Origin of the sequence: Nocardia sp. NPDC050378 (assembly GCF_040655675.1) — a bacterium.
Taxonomy (GTDB): Bacteria; Actinomycetota; Actinomycetes; order Mycobacteriales; family Mycobacteriaceae; genus Nocardia; species Nocardia coubleae.
In genome coordinates this window covers 66860-85725 of the sequence record NZ_JBFAKI010000007.1, presented here as the reverse complement: position 1 = coordinate 85725, position 18866 = coordinate 66860, and the positions used below count along the sequence as shown (strand labels likewise).

The window sequence follows — 18866 nt, the reverse complement described above, 5'->3', positions numbered from 1 at the left end:
GGGGAACGACGCCGTGGGTCAGCGCGTGGCGATGATCGCCGATCCGTGGCCGAAGAGGCCCTGGTTCACCGCGATGCCCGCGCGGGCGTCGTCCACCTGGCGGCCCTCGGCCTGACCGCGCAGCTGCCAGGTGAGTTCGCAGATCTGGGCGACGGCCTGCGCGGGGATGGCTTCGCCGAAGCAGGCCAGGCCCCCGCTGGGATTCACCGGTACCCGTCCGCCCAATGTCGTCGCGCCGCTACGCAGCAGAGCCTCCGCTTCGCCGGTCTCGCAGAGCCCGATGTCCTCGTACCAGTCCAGTTCCAGCGCGGTCGACAGGTCGTAGACCTCCGCGAAGGACAGGTCTTCGGGACCGATCCCGGCCTCCTCGTAGGCGGCGTGCGCGATGGCAGACCGGAAGGTGCGCGAGGGCGGCTCCACGGCCACGGCCGAATCCGTCGAGAAGTCCGGCAGATCGAGCACGGTCTTGGGGAAGGTCGGTGTGACCGTCGACAGCGCGGAGATGCGCACCGGATCGGCGACGCCGTGGCGGCGGGCGTAGTCCATCGACGTCAGAACCAGTGCGGCGCCACCGTCGCTGGTCGCGCAGATGTCGAGCAACCGCAGCGGGTCCGACACGATCGCCGAGGCGGAGATCTCCGCGACCGAGACCTCCTTGCGGTAACGGGCGTTCGGGTTGTTCAGACCGTGCCTGGAATTCTTCACCTTGACGGCGGCGAAGTCGTCGAGGGTGGCACCGTGCAAGGCCATCCGGCGGCGGGCATACAGGGCGAAATAGATGGGGTTGGTAGCGCCGAGCAGGTGGAAGCGCAACCAGTCCGGGTCGTCGCGGCGCTCGCCACCGACCGGCTGGAAGAACCCCTTCGGGGTGGTGTCCGCGCCGACTACCAGCGCGACCTCGCACAGTCCGGCCAGGATCTGCGCACGCGCGTTGGCGACGGCCTGCGCACCCGAGGCGCACGCGGCGTAGCTGCTCGAGATCTGCGCACCCGACCAACCGAGCGCCTGCGCGAACGTCGCACCCGAGACGAAGCCGGGGTACCCGTTGCGGATGGTGTCGGCACCGGCGATGTAGCCGACGTCGCGGTGGTCCAACCCGGCATCGGCCAGCGCGGCACGCGCCGCCACCAGCCCGTATTCGACGAAATTGCGGCCCCACTTGCCCCACGGGTGCATGCCCGCGCCGAGGACGGCGATGTCGCGATCGTTCGTGTCAGTCATTGACCGGCCTCCACATCCACACCGTGTGCTCGGCGTCGTCGTCCTCGTACAGCGTGCCGACGGTCAATTCGACCGGCATGCCGACGGCCAAGTCGTCCACGGTGAGACCGCGCGCGACCTGCCCGAGAACCACCATCTGCTCGACCTCCAGCTCCACCGCCGCGACGACGTAGGGCACGAACGGGTCGGCCGAGACGTAGGGCGCGGGCGGTTTGTATCGAGCGTCCGCGTACGACCAGATCCGCCCGCGCGTGGAGAACAGGTACTCGACGAGCTCGGAGCCGTCGTGGGCACCCGTGCACCGCGGGTTGCGGCAGGCGAGCGTGTTCTTCGGGAAGTACGGCGTGCCGCAGTCGTTGCAGCGGGTGCCTTTGAGGCGTACCTGGCCGTCGTCCGCGGTGAACCAGTCAGCCACGGCGGGGCGTTGTTCTTTCTGCACGTGGCCGACGGTATAGGAACACGTTCTACTTTGGGGCGGAATTCCGATCCGGCGCCGCTCGGGCGCGGGTACGGTTGGCGCGTCGAGGATGCGATGACGTCGATCTGGAGTACCGCAACGCGATGGGCACCAAAGCTATTGACCCGCAGTCGATCCGCAACGTCACGATCATCGGTGAGCCCGCCGGGGCGACCCGGCTGACCCACCGTCTGCGCCGGTGCTTCGGCGACCCGGAGAACACCGTCCGCTGGTCGACGGACGGGGTCGAGCACACGATTCGCGTCACCGCGCCGTCGAACGAGGCGCTCATCGCCGACCTGGAACGCTGCATCCGCGTAGCTCACGGATTGGTCGTGGTCGTGAACGCCGCCGCGCCCAGCACTCCACGGCTGGAGACCATGTTGCGCGTCGCCGACGACCATCAAGTCGCGCGCCTGTGCCTGGTCACCGGGCTCGACCGACCCACCGCCGACTTCGACCGCTGTGTTCGTACGATCGCCGACACTCGCGGGGCCGCGCCGCTGGCACTACAGGTCCCGGCCGGCACCGGAGGCGACTTCGACGGTGTCATCGATCTGATCTCGGCTGCGGTGCTCGGGGCCGCCGGAAACCATCGGGCGTCCGCCGAGCGCTGGCACCGCGCGCTCGTCGAGACGCTGACCGAATCGGACCCCGCGGTGTCGGACTTCCTCACCGTCCCGGACCTGCACAACCGCATCCGGCGGCGCACCCGTAACGGCGACATCGTTCCCATCCTGTGCGACGCGCCCCGCGCGAGCGACGACATCGCCGCGCTCCTGGACGCCGTCGTCCGCTACCTGCCGTCACCCATGTACGTCTGTCAGCCCGAACACGTCCTCGACTACTGACCACCGTGGCCCCGACGGGGGAGGCCGTTCCGCCGTCGAGCGCTCATGTCGCGCTGTGCGGTGCGCAGTCCCCGCCGGATCGTTCCCGGCTCGGTGGGGACCGCGGTGCGGAACTTGCGTTCGGACGCGGTTTCGGGTGCGTCGTCGGTGGTGGCCAGCAGGAAGGCGTCGGGGAGCGCGAGTTTGTTGATCGTGCGCAGGGTGAGCAGGTACTGCCGGGGCAGTGGACCGGTGGTGTAGGGCAGGTCGTATTCGTCGCAAAGTGCGCGGACCCGAGTTGCTATCTCGGCGTACCGGTTGCTCGGCAGGTCGGGGAACAGGTGGTGTTCGATCTGGTGGGAGAGATGGCCGCTGAGGAAGGCCAGGATCGGGCCGGCGTCGAAGTCGGCGGTGCCCAGCATCTGGCGCAGGTACCACTCGCCGTGAGTCTCGTGCTCGATCGCTTCCGGGGTGAATTTCTCGGCGCCGTCGGGGAAATGGCCGCAGAAGATCGCGACATAGGCCCAGAGATTGCGCAGCGCGTTGGCGGTGATGCCCGCGGCCAGGGTGCGGCGCCAGCGCCGTCCGCTCGAGATCGGGAAGAACAGATAGTCCTTGGCCGTCTGCCTGCCGATCTTGCGGAGCAGTGCCCTGGTGTGCGCCGCCTTCTCGGTGGCGGTCGCGGCGCGGTCGCGTTCGGAATACAGCCCGTGCAGGGCGATGCCCCATTCGAAAGTGGCTGCCAGCGCCAGATTCTGCAGCGGTTGCAGGAGCAGGCGTGGTCGCCATTGCTGGTCCCTGGTCACCCGGATGACACCGAACCCGACGTCGTCGTCCATGCCGACCACGTTGGTGAACATGTGATGGTGGTAGTTGTGCGAGTAACGCCATTGTGACGACACCGCGGCCATGTCCCATTCCCAAGTGCGAGAATGGATTTCGGGATCGTTCATCCAATCCCATTGGCCGTGCGACACATTGTGGCCGATCTCCATGTTCTCGATGCTCTTGGCCGCGGCCAGCGCCGAGGTGCCGACGAGCCAGCCCAGTCGTGTGCCGGTGCCCGCCAGGAGCAGTCGCGCACTCATGTCGAGGATTCGCTGGAACGCGATCGTGCGCCGGATGTAGTCGGCGTCGGTGGTGCCGCGCCGTTCCTCGATGTCGCGTCGGATCGTGTCGAGTTCCTCGCCGAGGGCTTCGACATCGGCCTTGCTCAGGTGCGCGTAGACCGCGACTTCGGTGATGGCCATGATTCCTCGCTGGTCGGTCAGCTCGAGAGGGGAGCCAGGGTCGCGGTGAGGCCGGTGAGCAGGATGTCCAGGCCTCGCTCGAGCTCGGCCGCGCCGTCGTAGGCGGCCAGTACCGGCGCCAGTGCACGCACCAGCGGGAACTCGGTGATCGGCAGCCGCTGCAGGCCGAGCCGCAGGACCTCGTCGGATTCCTCCGGCCGCTCGATCACCTCTTGGAGCTCGTTGAGTACGTGACCATAGAGGAATCCGAAGAGCGCGCGGTAGACGTGCAGCGCGTCGGCGCCGGAGAACCCGGCATCGGTGAGCAGCCGCAGGATGTTCTCCAGTGGCCGGACCACCGCGATCGGGCGCAAGCCGAGCGGGGTCGACAGCGGCCGGATCGCCAGCAGCGGCACCACATTCGGGTGGGCCAGCGCCAACGCGCGGAACGAGCGGGCCACCGCACGCAGCTGCGCCGCCCAGTCCGGATCGTCGGCATCGACCACCAGTTGCGCGAACACCATCTCGGCCACGCCGTCGAGCACGGCTGCCTTGTTGGGCAGGTGACGGTAGATCACCATCGGGTCCCGGCCGACCGCTTCGGCCAGCCGCCGCATCGACAGTGCGTCGACGCCGTCGCGATCGACGATCATCAGCGCCGCGGTGAGCACGGACTCCCTGGTCACCGCGCTGGTGGGACGGGGGATTCCGGCTGTCGAATCCTCGGCCACGAGGGCACCTCCGTCTGATCCAGTTGCTCACCAGTGTAGACCTACAGTGTTGACAAGCCAGGTCAGGTGATGTCGAGGTCGGCGAACGCAGTTACAGCACGCAGGGGAGTGATCGCGGCAGCAGAGTCGTCCCGGTGGCGCTGTTTCCCGCGGCTTGCCGGGCTTTCGATCGCCCCGCCGTGATCATCCGCCGGTAGTCCGCTGCGACGGCGGGACCTGCGCGGATCATGCAGCAGCGAGTACCGTGAAGACCGGGGACCGCCGTTCGGACCGGTGCACCAGGTGGGCCGCGCTCGAGCACGATCAAGGGGCGTCCGATGCCGATATTCATGGTGGAGCGACAATTCGCCGAGCAGCTCGAGGTGGCCCCGGAGACCGCCGCGGAGATCAACCGGATCAACGACGAGTTCGGGGTGCGCTGGCTCAGTTCGTTTCTGTCGCTGGACAAACGCAAGACGTTCTGCCTCTACGAGGCCGACAACGTCGACGCGATCCGCGCCGCCGCGGTCAGGGCCGGAATCCCCGCCGACGCCATCATGGAACTGTCCGGCACCATCAGCCCGGACGGGGCCTTCGCCCCGCTGTCGACAGCAGACGGGCCGACCGCCGGCTAGAGCAGTCCGTGCTCGGCGGCGAAGACGGCGGCCCTGGTCCGATTGGGCGCGGCCGTCTTGATCAGGATGCTGCGTACATGGTTGGCGGCGGTATTGGCGCTGATGAACAAGCGCTCGCCGATCTCGCGATTGGACAGTCCGTCGGCCACCAGGCGCAGCACATCCACCTCGCGATCGGTCAGCCCGTTCGGCAGCCGCACGTGCTCGCGGTGCGGCGCGGGCTCCGCGTCCAGATCCCGCAGAATGCGACGGTGTCCGATCCGCCGCGCCAGCGCGCGTGCCTCGGTGGCGAGGTCGGCGGCGGCGGGTCCGGGCACGGCGGCGGGACGACGGAGCCGGTGCCGGTACCAAGCCGCCAATGTCTCGGCCTGGTGAGTCACCGCCCCCATCCGGCGGTCCATCGCGAGAGCGCGCTCGAAGTGCCTGTCGGCACTGCCCGCACCCAGCACCGAGTCGAGTTGGGCGAGATAGCGATCCGCGCTGCCGAACACCGCCACGCTCGCACCGGCCATCAGATTGGCACCGGAGTACTCGGCTACCAACGGGCGCAGCATCGCCGCCACCGCGGTGTCGTCGAGCCGGACCGCCGCCTCGGTGGCGAAAGCCAGCACTCCCGCCCATTGCGCGCCGAAACGGTGATCGGTGAGCCGGTCGCAGAGGTGGGTCAGCAGGCGCGCGGCCGCCGACCACATCTCCAGTTCCGTGTACAACGCCAACAGACCCGGCAACCAGTGATCGTCGAAGCTCTCGTTGCCGGACACGAGCGGGCGAACCCGCTCCAGGCCACCGGTGACCCGCCGGAGCATGAACTGCTGCACACCCCATGAGCCCTCGGTGGCGCCGCCGAACTCCTGGGCGAACTGGTCGTCGAGCCAGTCGATGATCCGCTCGGTGCCCGCGAAGTCGCCGACGGCGAACCGGTGCGCGCATCGCGAGCAGCCGGCGACATACCGGAAGAACGGCTGACCCCGGGCCAACGCCAACTCGGTCAGGTCGCGCTGGGCACTGCTCCACGCCACCGCGTCGCCGAGCAGGTAGGCGAACACCGCGCGGTGGAAGGCGGCGGGGCCTCGGTAGTCGTCGTCACCCAGGCGCGCACCGATGTCGTTGAGCTCCATCGCCCGTGCCAGCAGTTCGGGTGACAGGTCGGGGCGCATACCCTGCCACAGCGTCGTGCACAGGGCGTGCGCGAGCAGCTCCGCATCACCGATCACCCTGGCCCGCGCCAACGCATCCTCGCCGAGCCGGCGAGCCTGCCGGAAATCGCCGGTGAACGACGCGGCACGCCCCATGCTCGCGCGAGCGCGCACCGACAGCGGGTCGTCAGGGTCGAGCGCGGCGGCGTCCAGCGCCTCGCTCAGCAGCGCCAGCGAGCGCTGGCCACTCGCGGAGGGCCGCCACGACGCGTTCTCGTGCCCGATCGCGGCGGCCAGCCGGACGCGCGGATTCCCGTCCGTCGCGAGATGCTCGTAGAGCCGACGGGCGGTGTCGAAGTCGCCACCGTGCAGGCGACAGCGCGCCGCCGCCGAGAGGAGCTCCACCCGGGTCGGTCCGCGCGCGGCACGCACCTGCGCGGCACGCTCGTACAACGCCGCCGCCTCGCGATGGGCGATGCCGCGCTCGGCCTGGCGGGCCGCGAGCACCAGATAGCGCACTGCCTTGTCCGCGTATCCGAGGGCACGGGCCCGGAAGTAGTGATGAGCCAGCGCGGCCACCCGGGTGGGGTCGCGCAGCTCGATGGCGACCGCGACCCGGGCGTGCGCGGCCGCCAGATCGCCGGCCGACATCCGGTCGAGCACGGCCTGGCGAGCGAGGGCGTGCGCGAAGCGATACTCGCCGTCCGCGGTCCCCGCGACGAGAAGTCCGGCGCGCACACCGAAGTCGATTCCCGCGAGGACCTGGTTCGAGTCGGGTCCGTCGGTCAGGATCTCGGGGTCGACGACATCACCGGCGACCGCCGCCAGTTCGATCACCCGCGCGTGATCCACCTCGAAGGCCGCGAGCCGGCGGGCCAGCGCGTCCTGGACCGATCGCGGTGCGGCGACAGCGGACCGTACCGCGGTCAGGCCGCCCCGGGTCGCCAGGTCGTGCCAGTACTCCTGGAGGAAGAACGGATTCCCGCCGGTGTGGTCGCGCAGTACCGGCGCGGCCGACCGCGCCGACCCCCGCGACACCCCGGCCGCCCGGACGAGGTACTCGGCCACCTCCTCGGTGCTGAGCCCGGCGAGATCGATGCGGGCCACACCGTCGAGACGATGCAGATCGGCGAGGGCGAAGCTCACCGCGTCCGTGCGGTCCGGAGCGGTCGTCCGCAGAGTCGCCAGCACGAGCAACCGCTCACCGGCCGTGGACTCGACCAGATGAGACAGCATCGCCAACGTCGGTTCCGATGCCCAGTGCAGATCCTCGAGGACGATCACCAGTGGGCAACGCTCGGCGGCCGCCAGCAATACCCGCATGAGGGCGTCGAAGAGGTCGGGCCGCGAGTCCCGGTCACCCGGATCCGGTCGCGCCGACGGCCAGTACCGCGACACGCTCGTGGTGAGTCGCAGCAGCGGGGCGGCCGCGGTGGGCGCGATAGCGCGAAGAGCTTCCGGCGGGGCCTGCTCCATCGCCTGCTCGAGAATCGCCACGAAGGGCCGGTACGGGACATCGAGGTCCTCGCGGCACGCGCCCCACAGCACGGTGGCGCCGTGCGCGCGCAACGCGGTGGCCGCCTCGCTCACCAACCGGGTCTTGCCGACCCCCGGCTCGCCGCCGACGAAGACGACCTGCCGCCGATCACTCTCGACCGCCGCCCACACAGCCTCGAGCCGCGCGACTTCCGCGCCGCGCCCGACGAAGGCCGTACCGCTGCTCGGCGACGCCGAATCGGTCACTCCTCGACCTTAGCCGGATTCGACGACCACCGAGATAGTCCGATCTGACCCCCTCCCGTCCGCGCCGATTCGGTCAGATCAGGTCAGGTGCGTGGCACCGGCTCTCCGTAGCGTCACAGGTAACGCCGACCGAGGAGCACACCATGGCCACGAGGATCGAAGACCTGCCCATCGAGGTCGCCCAGGGCGAGTTGACCACGCGGTACATCGAATGGGGCGACATGGCGCTCCGGTACGCCAGCGTGCCGCCCGAAACCGACTTCGGCCCGGTCCTGCGGGGTCTTCCCGACGACCGTTGCCCGAGTCCGCACTGGGGAATCGTGTTGGAAGGTTCGTTGCGGCTCGAGCACGCCGACGGCACGGTGGAGACCGCCGAGGCGGGGGAGGTCTACCACTGGCCTGCCGGGCACACCGCCACCACCGTCGGCGGAGCCGTCTTCCTCGAGGTCGGTCCGGTGACACAGATGCGTCAGTTCCACGACCACGTCCTGCGTTTGTTCGGCTGATCGGACCCGACCCGAGGGAGCAGAAATGAACGGCACACCAGCACTGACCATGCTCGAAGCGGTCCGCGGCGAGGTGATCACCGCGCAGTCACCCGGCTACGACCGGGCCCGTTCGGTCTACAACGGGATGATCGATCGCACACCCCTCGCGATCGTCCGCGCGGTCGACGTCGCCGACGTGCGCGTCGTCGTCGACACCGCCCGGGCGAGCGGACTCGACCTCGCCGTGCGCGCGGGCGCCCACAGCGTGCCCGGTTTCGGCACCGTCGACGACGGCATCGTCTTGGACCTGAGCGCGATGAAGGGCATCCGCATCGATCCCGAGCAGCGGATCGCCCGGGTCCAGGCGGGCTGTACCTGGGGCGACTTCGACCACGCCGCACACACTTTCGGCCTCGCCACGACCGGCGGCATCATCTCGACCACCGGGGTGGCCGGCCTGACGCTCGGCGGCGGCATCGGCTACCTCGCCCGTGCCTACGGGCTCTCGATCGACAACCTGCGATCCGCCGACGTCGTCCTGGCCGACGGCACCTTCGTCACCGCGAACGCGACCGAGCATCCCGACCTGTTCTGGGCGTTGCGCGGCGGCGGCGGCAACTTCGGTGTGGTGACCGAGATGGAGTTCGACCTGCACCCGGTGGACACCATCTACGGCGGACCCATGTTCTTCGAACTCGAAGCCGCCGAAGACCTGTTGCGGACCTACCGCGACTGGATCGCCGCGGCACCGCGCGCGATGGGCGCCTTTCCCGCCTTCCAGATCGCCCCACCATTGCCGTTCATCCCCGAAGACCGGGTCGGTGAGCCCTTCATGCTCCTGGTGTCGTGCTTCAACGGCAGCGACGAGGAGGCCGAAGCACTGCTCGCGGACCTGCGAGCGGTCGCGGCACCGGTCGCCGAGCACGTGGGCCGGATGCCCTACCCGGCTCTCAACGGCGCGTTCGACGCGCTGCTGCCCGCCGGGTTGCAGCACTACTGGAAGGCGGCGTTCCAATCCGAACTCACCGACGGCGCCCTCGCCGCGCACCTGGAGTTCGGGCCACGGGTGCCCGCCATGCAGTCCACCATGCACCTGTACCCGATCGACGGCGCCGTCCACGATGTCGCGGCGCAGGACACCGCGTTCGCCTACCGAGCCGCGAACTTCGCCCCGGTCATCGCGGGCATGTGGCCGGACCCGGCCGACAACGACGCCAACATCGAGTGGGTGCGCGACTACCACGCCGCGCTCGAACCGCATACGGCCGACGGTGGTTACATCAACTTCATGGCCTCCGACGACCAGGGCCGCATCCGCGCCAACTACGGGCCCAACTACGACCGCCTGGCGGCGATCAAGAAGGCCTACGACCCGGCCAACCTGTTCCATCTCAACCAGAACATCGCCCCGGCGAAGTAGAACGACGGATGCGGCCGACGGGGCGAGGCGCGGCGAATCAGGCCGTGTGCGGGGAGTTCGGCGAGGTCGCGGTGACGCGTCGTCTGCGCGACGGCATCATCGTGGTCGGGTGCGAAACGCTCCAGGCCGCGCTCTTGCAGACGAACTCCTCGAGGCGCGCGGCCGCTCGGCCGGTGAGCGCGGTGGACCTGGGCCGGTCGTCGGGGGTCACCCACTGCACGATGGCGTCGCGGCGGCCGAGGCTCACGCACTGGCCGGTGTAGCCGATATCGTTGCGCGGCACCGCGCGTCCGGTCAGGCGGGCGGCGATGGCGTCGGCCGCCTGGTACGCCGTGGGGACGCCGGACGCGCAGGACATACGCAGCGGGTCACCGCCGGCGCCGGGGGCGAGCGCGGCATCACCGATGGCGTAGACGTCGGGATGCGAGATCGAGCGCATCGTCTCGTCGACGACGATCCGACCGGTGTCCGACACGGTCAAGGTGGTGGCCGTGGGAATCGGATGGACCGCGAAACCCGCCGTCCACACCGTCATCTCGGCCTGAATGATCTCACCGGCACCGGTGACGGCACCGCTCTCCAGCACGCGGGCGATATCGGTGTGCTCGCGCACCGTGATGCCGAACCGGTCGAACGCGGCGCGCACGTGTCGGCGCGCCTTCTCGCTCAGCCAGTCGCCCAGGCCGCCGCGCGCGACGAGCACGACGCCGAGGTCCGGTCGGGCTTCGGCGATCTCGGTGGCCGCTTCGATGCTGGTGAGACCACCGCCGACGACCAGCACGGTCGCGCCGGCGCACAGGCTCGCCAGCCGTGCACGGGTGCGGAGCGCGGACTGCTTGCCCGCGACGTCCTACGCGTGCTCGGTCACACCCGGCGCACCGGAGGCGGCAGCGCTGCCGAGGGCGTAAACCAGTGTGTCGTAGGCGATCTCGTTGCTGTCGTCGACGGCGACCGTCTTGTGGTCCACATCGATGGCGGTGACCCGTCCCAGCCGCACGCGCACGCCGGTACCCGCGAAGACCTCGGTCAGCAGGCGGCTCGTCAGGTCCTGCCCTGCCGCGAGCTGGTGCATGCGGACCCGTTCGACGAACTCCGGATCGGCATTGACGAGGGTGATGTCGACGTCGGCCGGGTGCAGTCGCTTGGCCAGGCGTCCGGCGATCGACACCGACTCGCGTTGCTCGACGGTGTCGGCCGGGCCCGCGATCGGGTCGGTGGCGAAGACGGGCTCGGGCAACCACTGGCCCACGTACGCCTCACGTCGAACCCGCGCCGACGTGAGCTGGTTGAGGCAGATATTGGTGAGCACCTTCGTGAGCCAGGCGGCGGGCGTCTCGACGAATTCGTGGTCGGCGGCGTGCCAGCGCAGGAAGGTGTCCTGCACCGCGTCCTCGGCATCGCTCGCCGAGCCCAACAGGCGATACGCGATCGCCTCCGAACGCGCCCGCGAGTTCTCGAACTCCGCGAGCTCGCGCGTACCAACCGACATGGGTCGAAGCTAGTGGTTCCCGGAGTGGTTCGCGAACCCGGGCGCTACTAACAGTTGCGTTCGTCGGTCCCGTCGCCGCAGTCGTCGTCGCCGTCGCACAGCCATTGTTTCTGAACGCACCGGTCGTTGTCGCATTTGAATTCTGTCGGTTCACAAGGGAAACGGCCGCTGTGACATTCGGTGCGAGTATTTCCCGGTCCGAATTCAAAGGAAACCAGCGCGTCGGTGCCTGCGGTGGATTCTGCTTCGGCTGGGGTGACCACCAGGGCGAGCGATAGGGCGGCCGACCCCAGCATTGTCGCGAGAACGGAAACAGCACGCATGAAAACCCTCCATAGCTAGTGGGGGACACGCTGCGGAATGCGATATTCCAGCAGTATATGACGATGACGGGACAATTCTCGCAATGCGATGGCGATCCGTCGGCCTCTCAGCCGTACGAAACGCCGGTCATAGCCTCCGAGATCTGCCACAGTCGCGCGGCGCTGTCGGTGTCGCGCAGCGGTTTCCACAGCTTCTGCTCTCCGGGCGGGCCGCCGACTCGGCCCGGCCATTGTGGACCGTAGAAACCACCGTCTCTGGACTCAGGAGCGACCGCGGCCATGAGTGCGGGAAGTTTCGCGCTGTCCACGGTTCCCGCGATGATTCCGTGCGCCGAAAGCCAACGGATGATCCGTACCTGCATCGTGTCGCCGGTCCGTCCGATTTCCGGGCGCGCTGCGAGGAGGTTTGTCGGTGCGACACCGGGATGCGAGATGTTGCTGGTGATTCCCCACCCTTTCGCGCGGCTGAGGCGACTGAGTTCGAGTCCGAACAGCCCGGACGCGAGCTTGGATTGCCGGTAGGACCGCATGCCGTCGTATTTCCGTTCCCAGTTCAGGTCCGCCCAGTTGATCTCGGCATTGCGGGCCGCGACGCTCGATTGCGTGGTCACCCGCGCGTGACCGGCGCGGAGCAGCGGTAGGAGGTGGCCGGTGAACGCGAAATGACCGAGATGGTTGGTGCCGAACTGCAGCTCGAATCCATCGGTGGTCGCCTGCCGCTCGGGCGGGGTCATGACGCCCGCGTTGTTCACCAGGAAATGGATCGGTGAACCGTCGGCACGCAACTGTTCACCGAGCGCCGCGATCGACGCCAGCGAAGACAGGTCCATATCGCGCGGAACAAGCGTCGCGTCCGGGTGCTGCTCGCGAATTCTCGCCATGGCCGCTTCGCCTTTGCTGCGATTGCGGACGGGCAGGACGACTTCGGCGCCCGCGCCGGCGAGCATCGTCGCGATACCGAGTCCGATGCCATCGCTTCCTCCCGTCACGACCGCTCGTTTTCCGGAAAAGTCGGGGATCGCGATGTCGTAGTTCCTGCGCACCATGGGTTACTCCTGATATCGACCTGCGCTGTGCACCGTTTTCGGTACCTCAGGACGAGCCTTCCGCGCGCTTCGGAACTTATCCAGGACTCGGCGATCAGTGGCTGAGGCACCGCGTCCGGGCGGAGCAGGGGGAAGATGTACAGATGATCGATCGAGCGGGACTCGCGGAGTTCCTCCTTGGCCGACGGCAGGCATTACAGCCCGAAGATGTCGGTCTCCCACGCGGCAAACGCCGTCGAACTCGTGGGTTGCGGCGCGAAGAGGTCGCGGCACTGTGCCACATGTCCCCGGACTATTTCGCGCGTCTCGAAAGAGCGAGCGGCCCGCAGCCTTCCGAGCAGATGATCGCATCCATCGCGCAGGGACTGCACTTGTCGCGTGACGAGCGCGACCATCTCTTCCGCCTCGCCGGACACCAGCCGCCGAGCCGAGACGGCGACAGCGAGTACATCAGTCCGGGCATGATGCGGATCTTCGACAGATTGACCGACGATACTCCGGCCGAGATCGTGACCGAACTCGGTGAAACGTTGCGCCAGACTCCGCTCGGTGTCGCGCTCGTAGGCGACCTGACCCGATACACCGGACCGTCGCGCAGCATCGGATACAGATGGTTCACCGATCCGGCGGCCCGCGCCCTTCATCCTGCCGAGGATCACGAGTTCTTGTCGAGAATGTATGTTTCGGGGCTTCGGGGCGTGCTCGCCCTCCGTGGGCCGACGTCCAAAGCCGCCCATCTCGCGGAGTTGCTCACCACCGAAAGCGCGCAGTTCCGCACCCTGTGGAAAGACCACGAAGTCGGCATCAAACCACGAGCCGTCAAGCGATACCTACACCCGACCGTCGGACCACTGGAGCTGAACTGTCAAATCCTTCTGGACCCAGACCAATCGAATCTGTTGCTCGTCTACACAGCGGTACCGGGGAGCGAAAGCTACGAGAAACTGCAGCTGCTGTCCGTCATAGGTGCGACCATGCCTCTCGAGGCGCGTTGAACCCGAAACAGCTCCTCCCGAACCAGATCTTCGGCGGGGCAACCACGTCGGGGCACCCCGTGGTGCCGGTCAGGAGGCTGGTCCGGAAGCCTCGTCCGCGCGGTGGGAACGTGCGCCCCGCATGTACTCGCGCACGGTCAGGGCTGCTCTCAGTTTCGTGATGAGCTCCGGGCTGTGGGGGTCGAGTCCGGCGAGTCGGTAGATCCGGCGGAGCCGGTAGTCGACGGTGTTTTCGTGGATGTGCATCTCACGTGCGGTGAGCCGACGATGTAGCCCGTTGTCCAGATGAACCCGCAGCGTAGTCACGAGTTCGGGATCCACCGCTACCGCATCGAGTGCGGTTTCGAGGCGGTCGCGGCCGGGGCCGGGACGAGTCAGCTGGTATTCGACTGCGAGATCGTCGAAGTGGTAGAGACCCGGTCTTTTGCGGAGTCTGCGCGCGACGTCGAGCAATTCGTGGCCGACTTCGGTGGCCGCCGGAATGCCGTCACGTGCTGCCTCGATCGCGATCACGGTCAGCGATGTCGGCGTGAGCATGTGCCGAATTGTCTCGGTATCCGGCGTGCCGTGAATCAAGACGGTGCCACCGAGCGTGCTGTGCAGCGCGGAAACAGGCTGTGCGAGAGTGTCTTCCAGCATCTCGACGAAGGTGCCGGGTGAAACGGTCCCTTGTCCGGGCGCGTGGGCGGCCACCGACAAGACGATGTACCGCTCGGTGAGCGGCGTTCCGTGTTCGCGGGCGACCGCGAATGCGTTTCGCCCGCTCAGCAGGGCACGGGCGACTGCCTGCCGACCGTGGTGATCGGAAACGAACCGATCGACCTCGAGATAGACCCGGTAGATCGTCGCGTCGACCGTGTGCATCGCCTCCATGATCTTGGCGACCTCGCCGAGATTCTTTCGGTACGGCGGATTCGAGATGTGGTCGTTCAGATGAACGCGGAATCCAGTCCGCACGAGCCGGTGGACGGTTTCGATGGGGACACCGGTGGTCGCCCACCGTGCGGCAGCAGGGCGGAGTGCCGCGCGCACATCGTGTCGGCGCGCACCGCTCACCGATTCCAGGCACTCTCTGACGACGGCGTGTATTTCGTCGCGCAGGACATCGCTGTGCGCCTTGTGCGGGCGAATCGCGTGCAGAACTCCGTCGACGATCCGCTGCGTCGCCCGCGAGATCGGCGCGGGCGGCGCGAGGGGTATGGCACTGGTGTCGAACATGATCATCGTTGGTATGAGCCGAATCCGCGAGTAGGGTCACGAAAGTTTGACGTGCACTCGACTGCGCCGTCACTCCACTGAGCGACGATAACGAGTGGTAACACGTTGTAGTCGGAGACGTTCGTTGCCTCGTGCGCCGAGATGACGGTGACGAAATTGGTGCGGACGCCAGGATTCGGCTGTATTCGACCGGACCTACCACTGTCGGCCTGTCTTCGGCACACAATCGGGGCATGCTCGTCGAAAAGCCTGTTTCCGTGCGACCCGCTCTGACTGCCCGCATGCTCGCTCGATGGCCGCAGATCTCCGAACGCATGCTCGCGGAAGGTCTCGGTGCGACCACGCCCGCCGACCTACCCGCCGACCACTTCACCGCCGAGGTGCTGCCGACCTTCCTGACCTGCGGCCGTGCGGTCTTGGAGGCCATCGCCGCCGGCCGTGACTTCAGTCAGGCCGAGGTCGCGGTTTTCGTCGGACCCGTCGCCGAACGGCACGCCGAGGACAGGCTGCCGCTGCGAATGCTCATCGCCGCGATCCACGCATCGGCGAAGTCGTTGCTTGCCGAGGCATCGGCATTGGTCGAACCGGACGAGATGGACGAGTTCCTGGTGGCATTCGGCCGACTTCTCGATCTGCTCCGCGATATCAATCTGACGGTAGTGGAGGCGTATACCGAGGTGGAGCGCTCGATCTATCACGCCGAGCGGGAGGCGCGCCGCGAATTGTGCTCGGCACTGGTGCGGGGCCTGCCCGCCGAGGAACTCGCCGCCCGCGCGGACACGATTCTGGCCGATCACTACACAGTCTTGGCGATACACCTGAACGAACCGCTGCTGACGGGCAGCGCCGCGAATCTGGTTGCCCGGCGCCGGATCCGGGTACTGCAACACGCGCTCGACGACCTCACCGGCACCACCACCCCCGCCACTTTCGACGGGAAGAGTGGAATCGCCTTGGTGAGCGACAGCTCCGAGACCGGCACCGTCGAAGCCCAGCAGTTCGACCGGCTCGCCGCGCGGCTCTCGGAGCAATTCGGCGTCACCGTGTATCTCGCCGAACTCCCCGGCATCAGTCGCGCGGATATCCCGGCCGCCGCCGAGGACGCGATCGAACTGACCGAATTGGCACGCCTGCGCGGCAGGCCGGGCGGTTGCTACCGGCTCGACGATCTGCTGCTGGAGTACCAGCTCACGCGTCCGGGCCCCGCGCGAGCGAGATTGGCCCAACGCGTGATTCCGTTGTTGGCCAGCCCCCATCTGCTCGACGCGCTGGAAGCCCATCTGCACTACGGTGCCGACCGCAAAACCGCCTCACGCCGCCTCCACGTCCACCCCAACACCTTCACCTACCGACTGCACCGCATCGCCGAACTCACCGGCCTCGACCCCACCGTCCCCCGGGAATCCCGCATGCTCGCGGCCGCCCTCACCGTGCACCGACTCGACTCGTCCAGACGCGCGGTGGATTGAGTCATCTCCACGCGGTGTGACAACGGTGGCGCCGACACAGTTCCCCGCGCCGCCGAAGAGGTCCATGAGCTCGTCGAGACAGTGCACCGGCCGGGCGATCCGAGCAAGATGGATCGCCTGGCGAAATCCGCGTGAGGAACGCCGAGGTGCGGTCGTTGGTCAGGGGCGCGGCTCCGGGATGTCGAGTTCGACTTCATCGAGCGGCAGGTCGGCGAGGGCGAGCACCCGGTGCAGTGGATGGACTCCGCGGGGGAGACGCCGTGCGTGGGTCGCGGCTACGGCGGCGATGATCGCGGTCGCGCGGGATTGGCTCCTGCCGCGCGCCCAGCGTGTGGTGCCGTCGTGGCCGCGGGCCAGCACGATCCACCGGTCGGTCCCTGGAAGGTGGAGCCCGCGTGGCGCTTTCGAGGCGCCGGGGAGCCAGGTGAGGGCGGCGAGCGCGGTGGTGGCAAGCCGGGAATCGAGGCCGAAGTACGTGCGGACAGCAACGTCGAAGTCGCGCTGGAGGGTGTGCTGGTCGGCGAAATCGAGCCGGTAGAGCCGCCGTGGTCGTCGGTGCCCGGGTAGCCGGAAGGCCCCGGGCCGCGTGTAGTTGCGGATGTAGCCGTCGCCGTCACGGAAGTGCTTGCCCAGCAGGCGATATGACCATTCGACGGCGGCGGCACCGTGATGTTCACCGGCACCGAGGAACACGGCGAGGTCGATCGGACCCGGCGATGTTCGGTGGAGGGCTGCTGCGAGCAGGTTGGTCAGTCCAGGGGCGAGGCCGACCTCGACGACGACCGGGGACTGCACGTCGGTCCGTGCGAGGGCGCGGAGATATGCGGAGGTGGCCGAGATTTCGATGAACGCGGACCCGTGGTCACCGGCGAGGGCGGCCAGTCGTGGATCTTCGGCACCCGACGCGTTGACTGTCACATCGGTGCCGGACAGCGCCGCACGATAGGCCGACAGCCCGGGATCTCGCAGATCGACGACCGTGTCGCTGCGCGCCGGATCCCGTCCGGCGACGACCACGGTGTCTCCGCGGCGGCGGAGCTCGGCGACGAGCAGACTGCCGACGGCGCCGTAGCCGCCGAGCACCAGGACCCTCATCGCGCTGTTCCGGACGAGGAGGCGGCGAAACGCGCGAGTGCGCTGGGTGATCTCCTGGCTCGTAGTACGCCGACGCCGACGAACCCGTAGACGAGACCTGTGCCGATCTCGGTGATCGCGCTCAGCCAGGAGAACCACGTGACGCCGGTGTGCGGCAACGAGATATAGCTGTCCTGGTAGTCGGCCCAGAATGTCGGCAGCAGGTGCGCGTACACGAACACGGCCGCGCTGCCGAAACCGATGCCCACCGCCGCTTCCGGCGCCCGGTACCGGTGAGTCACCGCCATCAGCACCGCGACGGCGACAAACGCTGCCTGCACAGTGCCACCGATCATGATCGACCTCGGCGAGGCGTCCATGCCGCGCCGCAGATGATCCAGGCCGTGTATGCCGAACCCGATCGCGAACGTCACTGCGGCCAGTCGCAGTTTTCGCGTCCGCCACCGATCGTCTTGGGTGGCCATTACCTACCTCGATCCCAGCTGGAGATACGCTCATACTGTTGGGCAATATCAACGTATGGTGACACGGTATGGGCGTATTGTCTATGGTGTATTCATGCAGCCCACGTCGCCGTTTTCGCTTCCGGCAGGCCCTGGCCCGTCGGCCACGGACCGGATCCGGGTCGCCGCGTTGACGTGCTTTGCCGCCGAGGGGGTGCGGGCGACCTCGCTTCGATCGGTGGCGGAGAAGGCGGGGGTCTCGATCGGGCTGGTGCAACATCACTTCGGTACCAAGGCCGGACTCGTCGCCGCTGTCGACGAGTACGTGCTGCGAGTCGTCGCGACAGCGGTCGCGTCACGGCCGCTACCGCCACCACCGGAGGATCCGCTCGGCGAGCTGGGGCACCGGGTCGCCTCGATCATGACCGAGCATCCCGAGGTCGTCGACTACATCGCGCACGCGTTCGCTGGTGGCGACACCATCGGCACGACCGTCTTCGATGGACTGGTCTCCATCAGCACCACGCAGTGGAACCGATTCGATGAACAGGGGCTGCTACGACCCGATGTCGACCGCACCTGGGCAGCGCTGCATCCATTGATCTTGGTCATCGGTACGGCGGTGTTGCGCAAACAGATCGACCGGCACCTGCCCGCGCCCCTCACCTCACCAGCACAACTGCACCGCTGGGACGATGCGATCGCCCAGCTCCTGCAGGGCGGACTGTTCGCTGACCCGTCACCCCCACCGACTGTCGATCCTGCCCATCGAGCGGACTGAACCAGGCCCTACCCGGGTTCTGATCGGCCGGCCATTGGCAGTGTTCACAGCTGGTGCGCGTGTTCTTCGGTCAACCGTCAAGCATCCGGAGAATCCTCGTTCGGCCACGGCCGGGTGCGCGACTATGACTTCTGGTGC

At 67.9% G+C, this 18866-nt stretch carries 19 protein-coding genes; 7 read left to right on the top strand and 12 right to left on the bottom strand.

The genetic code is table 11. From position 1 onward, the window contains the following. Positions 1–18: 18 nt before the first annotated feature. Both AB0I35_RS17660 and AB0I35_RS17655 read right to left on the bottom strand, forming a co-directional pair. Positions 19–1221: a lipid-transfer protein gene (locus tag AB0I35_RS17660; RefSeq protein WP_357397117.1), complete on the bottom strand. Its 1203-nt coding sequence runs from the start codon at positions 1219–1221 to the stop codon at positions 19–21. After that, entirely contained in the window at positions 1214–1636 is a 423-nt protein-coding gene (locus AB0I35_RS17655) for an OB-fold domain-containing protein (protein ID WP_357397367.1), read from the bottom strand. Before AB0I35_RS17655 ends, AB0I35_RS17660 begins: the two co-directional genes overlap by 8 nt. A 146-nt stretch (positions 1637–1782) precedes the next feature. Here AB0I35_RS17655 and AB0I35_RS17650 point away from each other — a divergent pair, with 146 nt between their 5' ends. Next, entirely contained in the window at positions 1783–2529 is a 747-nt protein-coding gene (locus tag AB0I35_RS17650) for a GTP-binding protein (protein ID WP_357397116.1), read from the top strand. Here the strand turns inward: AB0I35_RS17650 and AB0I35_RS17645 are convergent. Further along, positions 2523–3758, bottom strand: coding sequence for an acyl-CoA desaturase (locus AB0I35_RS17645; RefSeq protein ID WP_357397115.1), 1236 nt, complete (start codon positions 3756–3758; stop codon positions 2523–2525). The two genes, AB0I35_RS17650 and AB0I35_RS17645, sit on opposite strands and share 7 nt — an antisense overlap. A gap of 17 nt (positions 3759–3775) precedes the next feature. Further along, positions 3776–4468 carry a TetR/AcrR family transcriptional regulator C-terminal domain-containing protein gene (locus tag AB0I35_RS17640; RefSeq protein WP_357397114.1) on the bottom strand — a complete coding sequence of 231 codons (693 nt, stop codon included), beginning with the start codon at positions 4466–4468 and terminating at the stop codon, positions 3776–3778. A gap of 317 nt (positions 4469–4785) precedes the next feature. Here AB0I35_RS17640 and AB0I35_RS17635 point away from each other — a divergent pair, with 317 nt between their 5' ends. Next, positions 4786–5082 (top strand): DUF4242 domain-containing protein, encoded by a 297-nt coding sequence (locus tag AB0I35_RS17635; protein ID WP_357397113.1) that lies wholly within the window; start codon positions 4786–4788, stop codon positions 5080–5082. Here AB0I35_RS17635 and AB0I35_RS17630 read toward each other — a convergent pair. Continuing rightward, positions 5079–7961, bottom strand: a complete 2883-nt coding sequence (locus AB0I35_RS17630) for an AAA family ATPase (protein WP_357397112.1) — start codon at positions 7959–7961, stop codon at positions 5079–5081. The genes AB0I35_RS17635 and AB0I35_RS17630 overlap by 4 nt on opposite strands. 143 nt (positions 7962–8104) lie before the next feature. Between AB0I35_RS17630 and AB0I35_RS17625 the strand changes: the two genes are divergently transcribed. Both AB0I35_RS17625 and AB0I35_RS17620 read left to right on the top strand, forming a co-directional pair. Next, entirely contained in the window at positions 8105–8467 is a 363-nt protein-coding gene (locus tag AB0I35_RS17625) for a hypothetical protein (protein ID WP_357397111.1), read from the top strand. Positions 8468–8492: 25 nt separating this feature from the next. Continuing rightward, positions 8493–9869: an FAD-binding oxidoreductase gene (locus AB0I35_RS17620; protein ID WP_357397109.1), complete on the top strand. Its 1377-nt coding sequence runs from the start codon at positions 8493–8495 to the stop codon at positions 9867–9869. Positions 9870–9906: 37 nt separating this feature from the next. On the opposite strand, the gene AB0I35_RS17615 is transcribed toward AB0I35_RS17620, so the two are convergent. The 4 genes from AB0I35_RS17615 to AB0I35_RS17600 form a co-directional block, all read right to left on the bottom strand. Continuing rightward, the gene (locus AB0I35_RS17615; protein WP_357397365.1) at positions 9907–10677 is read right to left on the bottom strand and encodes an FAD-dependent oxidoreductase; all 771 of its coding nucleotides are present in this window, start codon (positions 10675–10677) and stop codon (positions 9907–9909) included. Positions 10678–10719: 42 nt separating this feature from the next. Continuing rightward, the gene (locus tag AB0I35_RS17610; RefSeq protein ID WP_357397108.1) at positions 10720–11358 is read right to left on the bottom strand and encodes a sigma factor; all 639 of its coding nucleotides are present in this window, start codon (positions 11356–11358) and stop codon (positions 10720–10722) included. Positions 11359–11405: 47 nt separating this feature from the next. Beyond that, entirely contained in the window at positions 11406–11681 is a 276-nt protein-coding gene (locus AB0I35_RS17605; protein ID WP_357397106.1) for a hypothetical protein, read from the bottom strand. A gap of 107 nt (positions 11682–11788) precedes the next feature. Next, entirely contained in the window at positions 11789–12727 is a 939-nt protein-coding gene (locus AB0I35_RS17600; RefSeq protein WP_357397105.1) for an SDR family oxidoreductase, read from the bottom strand. Positions 12728–12870: 143 nt separating this feature from the next. On the opposite strand from AB0I35_RS17600, the gene AB0I35_RS17595 reads away from it, so the two are divergent. After that, complete coding sequence (locus tag AB0I35_RS17595; RefSeq protein WP_357397103.1) at positions 12871–13722, top strand: helix-turn-helix transcriptional regulator; 852 nt, start codon at positions 12871–12873, stop codon at positions 13720–13722. Between the two features lie 69 nt (positions 13723–13791). On the opposite strand, the gene AB0I35_RS17590 is transcribed toward AB0I35_RS17595, so the two are convergent. Beyond that, a complete protein-coding gene (locus AB0I35_RS17590; RefSeq protein WP_357397102.1) occupies positions 13792–14940 on the bottom strand; it encodes a helix-turn-helix domain-containing protein in 1149 nt (382 codons plus the stop codon). Positions 14941–15197: 257 nt separating this feature from the next. Between AB0I35_RS17590 and AB0I35_RS17585 the strand changes: the two genes are divergently transcribed. Beyond that, a complete protein-coding gene (locus tag AB0I35_RS17585; RefSeq protein ID WP_357397100.1) occupies positions 15198–16409 on the top strand; it encodes a helix-turn-helix domain-containing protein in 1212 nt (403 codons plus the stop codon). 159 nt (positions 16410–16568) lie between these two features. On the opposite strand, the gene AB0I35_RS17580 is transcribed toward AB0I35_RS17585, so the two are convergent. Beyond that, the gene (locus AB0I35_RS17580; protein WP_357397099.1) at positions 16569–17504 is read right to left on the bottom strand and encodes a hypothetical protein; all 936 of its coding nucleotides are present in this window, start codon (positions 17502–17504) and stop codon (positions 16569–16571) included. After that, a complete protein-coding gene (locus AB0I35_RS17575) occupies positions 17501–17968 on the bottom strand; it encodes a hypothetical protein (RefSeq protein ID WP_357397098.1) in 468 nt (155 codons plus the stop codon). The genes AB0I35_RS17580 and AB0I35_RS17575 overlap by 4 nt, the downstream gene beginning before the upstream one ends. 94 nt (positions 17969–18062) lie before the next feature. On the opposite strand from AB0I35_RS17575, the gene AB0I35_RS17570 reads away from it, so the two are divergent. Then, positions 18063–18728 (top strand): TetR/AcrR family transcriptional regulator, encoded by a 666-nt coding sequence (locus AB0I35_RS17570; RefSeq protein WP_357397097.1) that lies wholly within the window; start codon positions 18063–18065, stop codon positions 18726–18728. The last annotated feature ends 138 nt before the right edge of the window (positions 18729–18866 follow it).

Bases quoted from the DNA above. Each gene is read 5' to 3' on its own strand.
- AB0I35_RS17595 (WP_357397103.1), top strand. From the start codon at position 12,871: ATGATCGATCGAGCGGGACTCGCGGAGTTCCTCCTTGGCCGACGGCAG.
- AB0I35_RS17590 (WP_357397102.1), bottom strand. From the start codon at position 14,940: ATGTTCGACACCAGTGCCATACCCCTCGCGCCGCCCGCGCCGATCTCG.
- AB0I35_RS17575 (WP_357397098.1), bottom strand. From the start codon at position 17,968: ATGGCCACCCAAGACGATCGGTGGCGGACGCGAAAACTGCGACTGGCC.
- AB0I35_RS17650 (WP_357397116.1), top strand. From the start codon at position 1,783: ATGGGCACCAAAGCTATTGACCCGCAGTCGATCCGCAACGTCACGATC.
- AB0I35_RS17570 (WP_357397097.1), top strand. From the start codon at position 18,063: ATGCAGCCCACGTCGCCGTTTTCGCTTCCGGCAGGCCCTGGCCCGTCG.
- AB0I35_RS17660 (WP_357397117.1), bottom strand. From the start codon at position 1,221: ATGACTGACACGAACGATCGCGACATCGCCGTCCTCGGCGCGGGCATG.
- AB0I35_RS17620 (WP_357397109.1), top strand. From the start codon at position 8,493: ATGAACGGCACACCAGCACTGACCATGCTCGAAGCGGTCCGCGGCGAG.
- AB0I35_RS17600 (WP_357397105.1), bottom strand. From the start codon at position 12,727: ATGGTGCGCAGGAACTACGACATCGCGATCCCCGACTTTTCCGGAAAA.
- AB0I35_RS17625 (WP_357397111.1), top strand. From the start codon at position 8,105: ATGGCCACGAGGATCGAAGACCTGCCCATCGAGGTCGCCCAGGGCGAG.
- AB0I35_RS17605 (WP_357397106.1), bottom strand. From the start codon at position 11,681: ATGCGTGCTGTTTCCGTTCTCGCGACAATGCTGGGGTCGGCCGCCCTA.
- AB0I35_RS17645 (WP_357397115.1), bottom strand. From the start codon at position 3,758: ATGGCCATCACCGAAGTCGCGGTCTACGCGCACCTGAGCAAGGCCGAT.
- AB0I35_RS17580 (WP_357397099.1), bottom strand. From the start codon at position 17,504: ATGAGGGTCCTGGTGCTCGGCGGCTACGGCGCCGTCGGCAGTCTGCTC.
- AB0I35_RS17610 (WP_357397108.1), bottom strand. From the start codon at position 11,358: ATGTCGGTTGGTACGCGCGAGCTCGCGGAGTTCGAGAACTCGCGGGCG.
- AB0I35_RS17635 (WP_357397113.1), top strand. From the start codon at position 4,786: ATGCCGATATTCATGGTGGAGCGACAATTCGCCGAGCAGCTCGAGGTG.